The following is a 13,146-nucleotide window of genomic DNA, read 5'->3' as shown; positions in this document are numbered from 1 at the left end:
TATCAATAAACACATGTAGATCGAGGCTGACTATGAAGAACATCGTTTTATGCTGTGCAGCGGGAATGTCAACCAGCATGCTGGTTCAACGTATGAAAGATGCCGCGCAGAAAAAAGGAGTCGAAGTAACCATTAAAGCCGTTCCGGTCGCGGAGTTCAAAGATAACATCGCGACGGCTGATATCGTATTACTGGGGCCACAGGTCAAATACGAACAGGCAAAACTCCAGGCGCAGGCCGATCCGCTCGGAAAAAAGGTCGCGGTCATCGACATGATGGATTACGGCATGATGAAAGGTGATGCCGTACTGGAAAAAGCGCTCAAACTTCTGGAGTCATAATGGAAGACTTAGAAACCACGATCATGGAACTGCTGGTCAACGCAGGCGCGGCGCGCAGTGCGGCCCTGACGGCGTTGCAGATGGCGCGAAAAGGCGACTTTGACGAAGCCGAGAAAGCGATGGAAGAGTCGCGTGAATATGTGAAACATGCGCATACGATCCAGACGCAGCTTATCGGTCTTGACGAAGGGACAGGAAAACTGCCGGTTAACCTGATCACCGTTCATTCTCAGGACCACCTGATGAACGCGATGGTAATTCAGGATCTGGCGGGCGACATGATTGAGCTTTATCGACGCATCCCGCTGGTAAACTGAAAATGCAGATATAAAAAAACCCGCCGAGGCGGGTTTTTTATTTACGGCATCAACGATTACTCGTTGTCGGAACCGCCCAGACCTGCGTTCAGCAGTTCTGCCAGGCTCGCGGATGCATCTTCGGCAGTCACCTGCGGTGCAGCTGGCAGTTCGCCCGCTGCGCGACGACGCATACGATCCTGGTGGTACGCATAACCGGTACCGGCCGGGATCAGACGACCCACGATAACGTTCTCTTTCAGACCGCGCAGTTCATCACGTTTACCTGCAACAGCCGCTTCGGTCAGGACACGCGTGGTTTCCTGGAACGATGCAGCAGAGATGAAGGACTCGGTTGCCAGAGACGCTTTGGTGATACCCAGCAGATCGCGCGAGAAGGTCGCGCCAATTTTGCCGTTCGCTTCCAGATCGCGGTTAGCGATCTTAACGCGTGAGTATTCAACCTGCTCGCCTTCCAGGAAGTCGGAGCTGCCTGCGTTTTCGATGGTCGCTTTACGCAGCATCTGACGAACGATAACTTCAATGTGTTTATCGTTAATCTTAACGCCTTGCAGACGGTATACGTCCTGTACTTCGTTAACAATGTAACGGGTAACAGCATGCACACCACGCAGACGCAGGATGTCGTGCGGCGCTTCTGGACCGTCGGAAACCACGTCACCACGTTCTACGCGTTCACCTTCGAACACGTTGAGCTGACGCCACTTAGGAATCATCTCTTCGTACGGCTCGCTGCCATCTACAGGCGTAATAACCAGACGGCGCTTACCTTTGGTCTCTTTACCGAAGGAGATGATACCGCTGATTTCAGCCAGGATTGCAGGCTCTTTCGGACGACGTGCTTCGAACAGGTCCGCAACGCGTGGCAGACCACCGGTGATGTCCTTGGTACCGCCGGATTCCTGAGGAATACGCGCCAGGGTATCACCAGAGCTGATCTGTACGCCATCTTCCAGCTGTACAATCGCTTTACCCGGCAGGAAGTACTGCGCAGGCATATCGGTACCAGGAATCAGAACGTCGTTACCCTGCGCATCAACGATTTTCAGTGCAGGACGCAGATCTTTACCACCGGTAGTACGTTCAGCAGAATCCAGAACCACCAGAGAAGACAGACCGGTCAGCTCGTCGGTCTGACGAGTAATGGTCTGGCCGTCGATCATGTCAGTAAAGCGGATGAAACCACTTACTTCGGTGATTACCGGCATGGTGTGTGGATCCCAGTTTGCAACGGTTTCACCGCCAGCAACCTGCTCGCCATCACCTTTCGCCATAACCGCACCGTAAGGCACTTTATAGCTCTCTTTGGTACGACCGAATTCGTCGATCAGCTTCAGCTCGGTATTACGGGAAGTGATAACCAGTTTACCGCTGGAGTTCACAACCGACTTCGCGTTGCTGAGCTTGATGCTACCTTTGTTTTTCACCTGGATGCTGGATTCAGCAGCCGCACGAGATGCCGCACCACCGATGTGGAACGTACGCATCGTCAGCTGTGTACCCGGCTCACCGATGGACTGTGCCGCGATAACGCCGATAGCCTCACCTTTGTTGATGATGTGGCCACGCGCCAGGTCACGACCGTAGCAGTGCGCACACACACCAAAGTCGGTGTCACAGGATACAACGGAACGCACTTTCACGGAGTCAACAGAGTTCGCTTCCAGCAGGTCACACCACTGTTCGTGCAGCAGGGTGTTGCGTGGAACCAGAATGTCTGCGGTGCCCGGCTTCAGAATGTCTTCCGCAGTCACACGACCCAGTACGCGATCGCGCAGCGGCTCTTTAACATCACCACCCTCGATAACCGGGGTCATGGTGATACCTTCGAGGGTGCCACAATCGTCTTCGGTGACGACCAGATCCTGCGCAACGTCAACCAGACGACGCGTCAGATAACCGGAGTTCGCCGTTTTAAGTGCGGTATCCGCCAGACCTTTACGCGCACCGTGCGTGGAGATGAAGTACTGGAGTACGTTCAGACCTTCACGGAAGTTCGCGGTGATTGGCGTTTCGATGATGGAGCCATCTGGCTTCGCCATCAGACCACGCATACCTGCCAGCTGACGAATCTGTGCCGCAGAACCACGCGCACCGGAGTCGGCCATCATGTAGATGCTGTTGAAGGAGACCTGCTGCTCTTCTACGCCGTCACGGTTAATCACGGTTTCGGTTTGCAGGTTGTCCATCATCGCTTTGGATACACGATCGTTCGCCGCTGCCCAGATATCGATAACTTTGTTATAGCGTTCGCCTGCGGTTACCAGACCAGACTGGAACTGCTCCTGGATCTCAGCAACTTCAGCTTCCGCTTCAGAGATGATCTCGTGTTTCTTCTCTGGGATGACCATGTCATCGATACCAACAGATGCACCTGAACGCGCTGCATAAGCAAAGCCGGTGTACATTGTCTGGTCAGCGAAGATAACGGTCGGCTTCAGACCCAGAATGCGGTAACAGGTGTTCAGCATTTTGGAGATCGCTTTCTTGCCCAGCGCCTGGTTGACGATGGAGAAAGGCAGACCTTTCGGTACGATCATCCACAGAATGGCACGGCCAACGGTCGTGTCTTTCAGGCTGGTGTGCGCAACGAATTCGCCGTTTTCATCTTTTTCGTATTCGGTGATACGCACTTTAACGCGCGCATGCAGAGAGGCCAGGCCAGCGCGATAAATACGCTCAGCTTCTTTCGGGCCAGTCAGCACCATGCCTTCGCCTTTGGCGTTAACACAGTCACGGGTCATGTAGTACAGACCCAGTACAACGTCCTGAGAAGGAACGATGATAGGTTCACCGTTCGCTGGAGACAGGATGTTGTTGGTAGACATCATCAGCGCACGCGCTTCGAGCTGGGCTTCCAGCGTCAGCGGTACGTGAACAGCCATCTGGTCACCATCGAAGTCGGCGTTATAGGCCGCACAAACCAGCGGGTGCAGCTGGATAGCTTTACCTTCGATCAGTACCGGCTCAAAGGCCTGGATACCCAGACGGTGCAGAGTTGGTGCACGGTTCAGCAGTACCGGGTGTTCGCGGATCACTTCGTCCAGGATATCCCAAACGACAGCTTCTTCACGCTCAACCATTTTCTTCGCGGCTTTGATGGTGGTGGCCAGGCCACGCAGCTCCAGCTTGCCGTAGATGAACGGTTTGAACAGCTCCAGTGCCATTTTCTTCGGCAGACCGCACTGATGCAGACGCAGGTATGGACCTACGGTGATTACAGAACGACCGGAGTAGTCAACACGCTTACCGAGCAGGTTCTGACGGAAACGACCCTGTTTACCTTTGATCATGTCGGCCAAAGATTTCAGAGGACGTTTGTTAGAACCGGTGATCGCACGACCGCGACGACCGTTATCCAGCAGGGCATCTACCGCTTCCTGCAGCATACGTTTTTCGTTGCGTACGATGATGTCCGGCGCAGCCAGATCCAGCAGACGTTTCAGACGGTTGTTACGGTTGATCACGCGACGATACAGATCGTTCAGATCTGACGTTGCGAAACGACCACCATCCAGCGGAACCAGCGGACGCAGATCTGGCGGCAGAACCGGCAGAACGGTCAGGATCATCCACTCTGGTTTGTTACCAGACTGAACGAACGCTTCCAGCAGTTTGATACGCTTGGTCAGCTTTTTACGCTTGGTCTCGGAGTTGGTTTCGTTCAGCTCTTCGCGCAGAGTTTCACACTCTTGCTCCAGATCCATGCTCTTCAGCAGGGCCTGGATAGCTTCCGCACCCATCTTCGCGTCGAATTCGTCACCGAACTCTTCCAGCGCGTCCAGATACTGTTCTTCGGTCAGGATCTGGTTACGTTCCAGATTGGTCATCCCGCCTTCGATAACCACATAAGATTCGAAGTACAGAACACGTTCGATATCGCGCAGCGGCATATCCAGCAGCAGGCCGATACGGGACGGCAGAGATTTCAGGAACCAGATGTGAGCGGTTGGAGACGCCAGCTCGATGTGGCCCATACGCTCACGGCGTACTTTGGTCTGGGTCACTTCAACGCCACACTTCTCACAGATCACACCACGGTGTTTCAGGCGCTTGTACTTACCGCACAGGCACTCGTAATCTTTTACTGGCCCGAAAATACGCGCACAGAAAAGGCCGTCACGCTCAGGTTTGAACGTACGGTAGTTAATGGTTTCCGGCTTTTTAACTTCACCGAAAGACCATGAACGGATCATGTCTGGCGAAGCCAGAGCAATTTTGATCGCATCAAACTCTTCGGTTTTAGTTTGCGCTTTCAGAAACTTTAATAAGTCTTTCACGGATTTGCTCCCGTCGGAGTTAGCACACTCTGCTGTCGGGCGTTAACCCGACAGCAGTGACCTGTTTGAGCGAGAATTACTCGTCTTCCAGTTCGATGTTGATACCCAGCGAACGAATCTCTTTCAACAGTACGTTGAAGGATTCTGGCATGCCCGGCTCCATCTGATGGTTGCCGTCTACGATGTTTTTATACATCTTAGTACGACCGTTCACGTCATCAGACTTAACGGTGAGCATTTCCTGCAAGGTGTATGCTGCGCCGTATGCTTCCAGCGCCCACACTTCCATCTCCCCGAAGCGCTGACCACCGAACTGAGCCTTACCACCCAGCGGCTGCTGAGTAACCAGGCTGTAAGAACCGGTAGAACGAGCGTGCATCTTGTCGTCGACCAGGTGGTTCAGTTTCAGCATGTACATGTAACCTACGGTTACCGGACGCTCGAACTGTTCACCGGTACGGCCGTCAAACAGCGTAATCTGACCAGACGTTGGCAGACCACCCAGTTGCAGCAGCTCTTTAATTTCAGCTTCTTTTGCACCGTCGAATACCGGCGTTGCAATTGGCATACCTTTGCGCAGGTTCTCTGCCAGACGCAGCACTTCTTCATCGCTGAAGGTGTTCAGGTCGACTTTCTGACGAACGTCGGTACCCAGATCATAGGCACGCTGGATGAACTCGCGCAGTTTCGCGACTTCCTGCTGCTGTTTCAGCATGGCGTTGATCTTATCGCCGATACCTTTCGCAGCCATACCCAGGTGGGTTTCCAGAATCTGACCGATGTTCATACGAGACGGTACGCCCAGTGGGTTCAGTACGATATCTACCGGCGTACCGTTAGCATCGTGCGGCATATCTTCGATCGGGTTGATCTTAGAGATAACACCCTTGTTACCGTGACGACCTGCCATCTTATCACCAGGCTGGATCTGACGTTTAACAGCCAGATACACCTTAACAATCTTCAGCACGCCTGGTGCCAGATCGTCGCCCTGAGTGATTTTACGGCGTTTCGCTTCGAGTTTTTTCTCGAACTCGTGTTTCAGTTCGTCATACTGCTCAGCCAGTTGTTCCAGCTGATTCTGTTTCTCTTCGTCGGTCAGGCCCAGTTCCAGCCAGCGATCGCGTGGCAGTTTGTCGAGCTTCTCAGCTTCAACGCCACCGGCAACCAGCACCGCATAGATACGGCTGAACAGACCTGCTTCGAGGATTTGCAGTTCTTCAGACAGGTCTTTCTTAGCCTGTTTGAGCTGCATCTCTTCGATTTCCAGCGCACGCTTATCTTTCTCAACGCCATCACGAGTGAAGACCTGAACGTCGATAACCGTACCGGAAACACCGTTTGGTACGCGCAGAGAAGAGTCTTTAACGTCAGACGCTTTCTCACCGAAGATAGCACGCAGCAGTTTCTCTTCTGGCGTCAGCTGGGTTTCACCTTTCGGCGTCACCTTACCTACCAGAATATCACCGCCGGTGACTTCCGCACCGATGTAAACAATACCGGATTCATCCAGTTTGGAGAGCGCAGCTTCACCCACGTTAGGGATGTCGGCAGTGATCTCTTCTGGCCCCAGCTTGGTGTCACGGGACACACATGCCAGTTCCTGAATGTGGATGGTGGTGAAACGATCTTCCTGAACCACACGCTCTGAGACGAGGATGGAGTCTTCGAAGTTGTAACCGTTCCACGGCATGAACGCTACGCGCATGTTCTGACCGAGCGCCAGTTCACCGAGGTCGGTGGACGGACCATCTGCCAGCACGTCGCCGCGCTCAACTGGCTCACCCAGAGACACACATGGCATCTGGTTGATACAGGTGTTCTGGTTAGAGCGGGTGTATTTGGTCAGGTTGTAGATGTCGATACCCGCTTCGCCCGGATACATCTCGTCTTCGTTAACTTTGATAACGATACGGGATGCGTCAACGTACTGAACGGTACCGCCACGCTTAGCAACTGCTGTAACACCGGAGTCAACGGCAACAGCACGTTCCATACCGGTACCAACCAGCGGCTTGTCAGCACGCAGAGTTGGAACGGCCTGACGTTGCATGTTCGCACCCATCAATGCACGGTTGGCGTCATCGTGTTCCAGGAACGGGATCAGGGACGCACCGACGGATACCACCTGCTGAGTGGATACGTCCATGTAGTCAACCTGGTCGCGGCTGAACAAGCTGGATTCGCCTTTGCTACGGCAGGTAACCAGATCTTCTACAAAGTGGCCTTCGTCATCCAGGTTGGAGTTCGCCTGAGCGATAACGTAGTTGCCTTCTTCGATAGCAGACAGGTAATGAATTTCGTCAGTAACAACACCGTCGGTCACTTTACGATACGGGGTCTCGAGGAAACCGTATTCGTTCGTCTGTGCGTACACGGACAGGGAGTTGATCAGACCGATGTTTGGACCTTCAGGCGTTTCGATTGGACATACGCGACCGTAGTGAGTCGGGTGTACGTCTCGAACTTCAAAGCCTGCGCGTTCACGGGTCAGACCGCCTGGGCCGAGTGCGGAGATACGACGTTTGTGCGTGATCTCAGACAGCGGGTTGTTCTGGTCCATGAACTGAGACAGCTGGCTGGAACCGAAGAACTCTTTCACTGCCGCAGAAATCGGCTTGGCGTTGATCATATCCTGAGGCATCAGGGTATCCAGATCGCCCAGAGACAGACGCTCTTTCACCGCACGCTCTACACGTACCAGGCCAACGCGGAACTGGTTTTCCGCCATTTCGCCTACGGAACGGATACGACGGTTGCCGAGGTGGTCGATATCGTCCACTTCGCCTTTACCGTTACGGATATCGATGAGCTTCTTCATCACTTCAATGATGTCGTCTTTGCTCAGGATACCGGAACCTTCGATTTCGTCGCGCAGCAGAGAACGGTTGAACTTCATACGACCAACCGCGGACAGATCGTAGCGGTCTTCGGAGAAGAACAGGTTCTCGAACAGGCTTTCAGCCGCTTCGCGAGTTGGTGGCTCACCAGGACGCATCATGCGGTAGATTTCGACCAGCGCGCTCAGACGATCGTTGGTTGGGTCGACGCGTACAGTCTCAGAGATGTACGGACCGTGATCCAGATCGTTGGTGAACAGCGTTTCGATACGTTTGTGGCCAGCCTGGCTCAGCTTAGCCAGCAGATCCAGGCTCAGCTCCATGTTCGCCGGGCAGATCAGCTCGCCAGTTGATTCATCAACGTAATCTTTCGCGGCTACTTTTCCTGCAATGTATTCAACCGGAACTTCGATGTGTTTGATATCATCTTTTTCCAGCTGGCGGATGTGGCGCGCGGTGATACGGCGACCTTTTTCCACATACACTTTGCCGTCGGCTTCGATGTCGAACGACGCGGTCTCACCACGCAGACGTTCCGGCACCAACTCCATCTGCAACTTGTTGTCGCGGATTTCAAAGATCACTTTCTCAAAGAACAGGTCCAGGATCTGCTCAGTGGTATAGTTCAGTGCACGCAGAATGATGGTTGCAGGCAGCTTACGACGACGGTCGATACGGACAAACAGGTTGTCTTTTGGATCGAATTCGAAGTCCAGCCATGAACCACGGTAAGGAATGATGCGTGCGTTATACAGTACTTTACCGGAAGAGTGCGTTTTACCTTTATCGCTGTCGAAGAAGACGCCCGGGCTACGGTGCAGCTGGGAAACGATAACACGCTCAGTACCGTTGATAACGAAAGTACCGTTGTCCGTCATGAGTGGAATTTCACCCATGTAGACTTCTTGTTCTTTAATGTCTTTTACGGTGCCTTCCGGCGCTTCGCGCTCGTAGATCACCAGACGCAGTTTTACGCGCAGCGGTGCGGAATAGGTCACGCCACGGATCTGACATTCCTGAACGTCAAACACCGGTTCGCCAAGGCGGTAGCTGACGTACTGCAGCTCGGAATTACCGCTGTAGCTCTGAATCGGGAACACGGAACGGAAGGCTGCTTCCAGGCCGTACTGCCCTTCAGGATCTTGCTCGATAAACTTCTGGAACGAGTCAAGCTGGATAGAAAGGAGATATGGAATGTCCAGAACTTGTGGACGTTTACCAAAATCCTTACGAATACGTTTTTTCTCGGTATAGGAGTAAACCATAGGGTTCCTCAGCTCGCTGACAAGTCGACCCATCTGTCCGACGAAGGGACAGTTTGTGCAACACCATTTTGTGGACCGGAAAATTGAATACTTTCCGCAATACCTGTTGCTATCACGCTTAAACCATTTCATTGCGATTTACACAGAGCGAGCACCCTGTCGCAGTATATTAAGTCGTCGATAGAAACAAGCATTGTCAGGACAACCAGCAGTCAAACAGTGTGAAATGCTGCTGATGCCTTACAGCGCAAAAAGGCTGGTGACTAAAAAGTCACCAGCCATCAGCCTAATTGCTTAGGCTGCAACCAGAAAAGTTGGCTTATTTAACTTCAACTTCAGCGCCAGCTTCTTCCAGAGATTTTTTCAGTGCTTCTGCGTCGTCTTTGCTCACGCCTTCTTTCAGCGCAGCTGGAGCAGATTCTACCAGGTCTTTAGCTTCTTTCAGACCCAGGCCAGTTGCGCCACGTACTGCTTTGATTACAGCAACTTTGTTCGCGCCAGCAGCTTTCAGAATTACGTCGAATTCAGTTTTTTCTTCAGCAGCTTCAGCCGGGCCCGCAGCTACAGCTACAGCAGCAGCAGCAGAAACACCGAATTTTTCTTCCATTGCAGAAACCAGCTCTACAACGTCCATTACGGACATAGCTGCTACTGCTTCAATGATTTGATCTTTAGTGATAGACATTTAAATTGTTCCTGAAAATCAGAATAAGTTTATACGTAAGCAAATGCTTTATAAAGATAACTGCGATTAAGCAGCTTCTTTCGCATCGCGTACAGCAGCCAGAGTGCGAACCAGTTTGCCAGCCGCAGCTTCTTTCATGGTTGCCATCAGGCGTGCAATTGCTTCTTCGTAGGTCGGCAGGGTTGCCAGGCGATCGATTTGCGATGCCGGGATCAACTCACCTTCAAAGGCTGCAGCTTTGACCTCAAATTTTGCATTCGCTTTCGCGAACTCTTTGAACAGACGAGCAGCAGCGCCCGGGTGTTCCATAGAGTATGCAATCAGGGTCGGACCAACAAACGTGTCTTTCAGGCACTCGAACTGAGTACCTTCAACTACGCGACGCAGCAGGGTGTTACGAACAACACGCATGTATACGCCAGCTTCACGACCTGCTTTACGCAGTTCAGTCATTTTGTCTACAGTAACGCCACGGGAATCCGCAACTACTGCAGACAGCGCGCCTTTGGCTACTTCGCTGACTTCAGCAACAATCGCTTGTTTGTCTTGAAGATTTAAAGCCATTAGCTTTGCTCCTGGATGTTTGCCGGAACTCATGTTCCGGAACTCACTTCACTCGACCCAACGGGAAGAGCGTCTTAATACGGTGAGCAGAAACAAGCCAGAGTATTTAAAATAATCTTAGCGTTCTGTCACCGTCTACGCAGGGGATTAAGTTTCTTGCGAAACACCTGCGGTCTTCGACGGAGGCCTGGATAGGCCAGGCTCCAACGAACAATTCTTTTAGCCGCTAACTTTTGTTAGCAAACGTGGGGGTAAGATTGTAGACAAAATCACCGCCCACGTAAAGGCATTAGTTTGCAGCAGCGCTCAGGCCAGCCTGGTCAACTGCAACACCTGCACCCATGGTGGTGGAGATGCTAACTTTCTTGATGTACACGCCTTTCGCCTGAGTTGGTTTTGCTTTTTTCAGCGCAACCAGCAGAGCTTCCAGGTTTTCTTTCAGTTTGTCAGCGTCAAAGTCCACTTTACCGATGGTGGTGTGGATGATGCCGTTTTTGTCGTTACGGTAACGAACCTGACCTGCTTTAGCGTTCTTAACTGCTTCAGCAACGTTAGGAGTTACAGTACCCACTTTCGGGTTTGGCATCAGGCCGCGTGGACCCAGAACCTGGCCCAGCTGGCCAACAACGCGCATTGCATCTGGAGAAGCAATAACAACGTCAAAGTTCATTTCGCCTTTCTTGATCTGATCAGCCAGATCTTCCATACCTACCAGTTCAGCGCCGGCAGCTTTAGCAGCTTCAGCGTTTGCACCCTGAGCAAATACAGCTACGCGTACGGAACGGCCAGTACCGTGTGGCAGTACAGTTGCGCCACGAACGTTCTGATCAGATTTACGAGCGTCGATGCCCAGGTTAACGGCAACGTCAACGCTTTCAACGAACTTAGCGGTAGCCAGTTCTTTCAGCAGAGCGATAGCTTCGTTGATGTCGTACTGTTTGGTCGCATCAACTTTGTCACGGATCACGGACATGCGCTTGGTCAGTTTAGCCATTTCTTAGTCCTCCACTACCAGGCCCATGGAACGTGCAGTACCTTCGATGGAGCGAGTCATCGCTTCAATGTCGGAACCAGTCATGTCGGCAGCTTTGGTCTGCGCGATTTCCTGCAACTGAGCGCGGGAAATTTTACCCACTTTGTCTTTGTTCGGCTTACCGGAACCAGACTTGATGCCCGCTGCTTTCTTCAGCAGAACTGCTGCTGGAGGGGTTTTGGTAACGAAAGTGAAAGAACGGTCAGCGTAAACAGTGATTACAACTGGGATTGGCAGACCTTTCTCCATGGATTCAGTTTTGGCGTTGAACGCTTTACAGAATTCCATGATGTTCACACCCTGCTGACCCAGAGCTGGACCAACTGGTGGACTTGGGTTCGCCATACCTGCTGCAACCTGCAGCTTGACGTAGGCTTGTACTTTCTTAGCCATTCTAAAATCCTCTGATTGGGTAATAACGCCTCGGAGAGGCTCCCCGTGAATAAAATTCGTTTTACGGGTCGGGACCCATAAAAACAAAAGGCGCGAAATTGTATTCCAATCTCGCGCCCTGTGCAACGATTAAATCGTCGCTTTTTTGATCGCTGCTTAGGCTTTTTCTACCTGAGCAAAGTCCAGCTCTACCGGGGTCGCACGACCAAAGATAGAAACGGAAACTTTCAGGCGGGACTTCTCGTAGTCCACTTCTTCGACGACGCCATTAAAGTCAGCAAACGGACCGTCGTTAACACGAACCATCTCACCCGGTTCAAACAGCGTTTTCGGACGCGGTTTATCACCCACCTGCTGGAGGCGGTTCATAATCGCATCAACTTCTTTGTCGCTGATTGGCGCCGGACGGTCAGATGTGCCGCCGATAAAGCCCATCACGCGTGGTACGCTGCGCACCAGGTGCCAGCTCGCGTCGTTCATCACCATCTGAACCAGCACGTAACCCGGGAAGAATTTACGTTCGCTTTTGCGACGTTGGCCGCCACGGATCTCAACCACTTCTTCGGTCGGAACCATAACTTCGCCAAATAACTCTTCCATATTGTGTAATTTGATATGCTCACGCAGCGACGTAGCTACGCGGCCTTCAAAACCGGAAAACGCCTGAACGACGTACCAGCGCTTTTTAGGGGCTTCAGACATCTCAGAACCTCAGGCCAGTGATAAAGGATACCAGGCGAACCAGAATACCATCCAGTCCCCACAGGATCAGTGACATTACAGCGGTTACCGCCGCTACAATCAGCGTGGTGTGCAATGTTTCCTGGCGAGTCGGCCAAATGACCTTGCGGACTTCGGTACGCGCTTCGCGGGCAAACGCAACGGTCGCTTTGCCTTTCGTCGTCAACAGCGCGACACCACCCGCCGCAGCAATCAGAATTACCACTGCAAGCGCGCGTAGCGGCAGCATCATGTCACGATAAAGATAGTTGCCGACAATCGCCACAATCAGCAGCACGGCTACAACTACCCATTTCATCGCTTCCAGGCCGCGCCCGCTCCCTTGAGCTTCGGTATTCGCACTCATAAACCAACCTGTCAGAAGTATTCTACAAACATTTTCACCCCGCGAGTGCGAGGCAAACCAATCGAAATGCTATTCGCTTTTCGTATTATACGCTCTCCGCAGAGCCTGTCTCAGCAATGATTATGACAAAATTAATCACTGATGAGCCAGGTTCTGATGTGAAAGCGTGCAAAAAGGGCATCAAATGATGCCCTTTTATTGCGCATTGCGTCAAATGTTATCAGCGATTAGCCGAGAACTTTAGCAACAACGCCCGCGCCAACGGTACGGCCGCCTTCACGGATTGCGAAACGCAGACCGTCGTCCATCGCGATTGGGTGGATCAGAGTCACAACCATCTT

The 13,146-nt window shown here is 52.4% G+C and carries 11 protein-coding genes; 2 read left to right on the top strand and 9 right to left on the bottom strand.

The features are described 5' to 3' along the window. The first annotated feature begins 32 nt into the window (after positions 1-32). Positions 33-341 (top strand): PTS sugar transporter subunit IIB, encoded by a 309-nt coding sequence (locus ACOTX1_RS22505; RefSeq protein WP_010425948.1) that lies wholly within the window; start codon positions 33-35, stop codon positions 339-341. Further along, the gene (locus ACOTX1_RS22500) at positions 341-658 is read left to right on the top strand and encodes a PTS lactose/cellobiose transporter subunit IIA (protein ID WP_003862327.1); all 318 of its coding nucleotides are present in this window, start codon (positions 341-343) and stop codon (positions 656-658) included. Before ACOTX1_RS22505 ends, ACOTX1_RS22500 begins: the two co-directional genes overlap by 1 nt. A 56-nt stretch (positions 659-714) precedes the next feature. Here ACOTX1_RS22500 and rpoC read toward each other — a convergent pair whose 3' ends face one another. From rpoC to ACOTX1_RS22455, 9 genes are all read right to left on the bottom strand, one after another. Continuing rightward, positions 715-4,938 (bottom strand): DNA-directed RNA polymerase subunit beta', encoded by a 4,224-nt coding sequence (gene rpoC / locus ACOTX1_RS22495; RefSeq protein ID WP_022650200.1) that lies wholly within the window; start codon positions 4,936-4,938, stop codon positions 715-717. Positions 4,939-5,014: 76 nt separating this feature from the next. Further along, entirely contained in the window at positions 5,015-9,043 is a 4,029-nt protein-coding gene (rpoB, locus tag ACOTX1_RS22490; RefSeq protein WP_008503453.1) for a DNA-directed RNA polymerase subunit beta, read from the bottom strand. A gap of 319 nt (positions 9,044-9,362) precedes the next feature. After that, complete coding sequence (gene rplL / locus ACOTX1_RS22485) at positions 9,363-9,728, bottom strand: 50S ribosomal protein L7/L12 (RefSeq protein ID WP_002445276.1); 366 nt, start codon at positions 9,726-9,728, stop codon at positions 9,363-9,365. 66 nt (positions 9,729-9,794) lie between these two features. Beyond that, the gene (gene rplJ, locus ACOTX1_RS22480) at positions 9,795-10,292 is read right to left on the bottom strand and encodes a 50S ribosomal protein L10 (protein ID WP_003862338.1); all 498 of its coding nucleotides are present in this window, start codon (positions 10,290-10,292) and stop codon (positions 9,795-9,797) included. Between the two features lie 289 nt (positions 10,293-10,581). Then, a complete protein-coding gene (gene rplA, locus ACOTX1_RS22475; protein ID WP_006810530.1) occupies positions 10,582-11,286 on the bottom strand; it encodes a 50S ribosomal protein L1 in 705 nt (234 codons plus the stop codon). A gap of 3 nt (positions 11,287-11,289) precedes the next feature. Continuing rightward, entirely contained in the window at positions 11,290-11,718 is a 429-nt protein-coding gene (gene rplK, locus ACOTX1_RS22470) for a 50S ribosomal protein L11 (RefSeq protein ID WP_003862340.1), read from the bottom strand. 156 nt (positions 11,719-11,874) lie between these two features. Next, positions 11,875-12,420: a transcription termination/antitermination protein NusG gene (gene nusG, locus ACOTX1_RS22465; protein WP_003862341.1), complete on the bottom strand. Its 546-nt coding sequence runs from the start codon at positions 12,418-12,420 to the stop codon at positions 11,875-11,877. Between the two features lies 1 nt (position 12,421). Beyond that, entirely contained in the window at positions 12,422-12,805 is a 384-nt protein-coding gene (gene secE / locus ACOTX1_RS22460; RefSeq protein ID WP_003862342.1) for a preprotein translocase subunit SecE, read from the bottom strand. A gap of 227 nt (positions 12,806-13,032) precedes the next feature. Beyond that, positions 13,033-13,146 (bottom strand): elongation factor Tu (locus ACOTX1_RS22455; protein ID WP_000607214.1); only part of this gene is annotated, 114 nt, incomplete at its 5' end.

Source organism: Enterobacter cloacae complex sp. IR5401 (assembly GCF_049238425.1).
Taxonomy (GTDB): Bacteria; Pseudomonadota; Gammaproteobacteria; order Enterobacterales; family Enterobacteriaceae; genus Enterobacter; species Enterobacter hormaechei_C.
The sequence above is the reverse complement of the archived record's forward strand: the minus strand, read 5'-3'. Positions and strand labels throughout refer to the sequence as shown.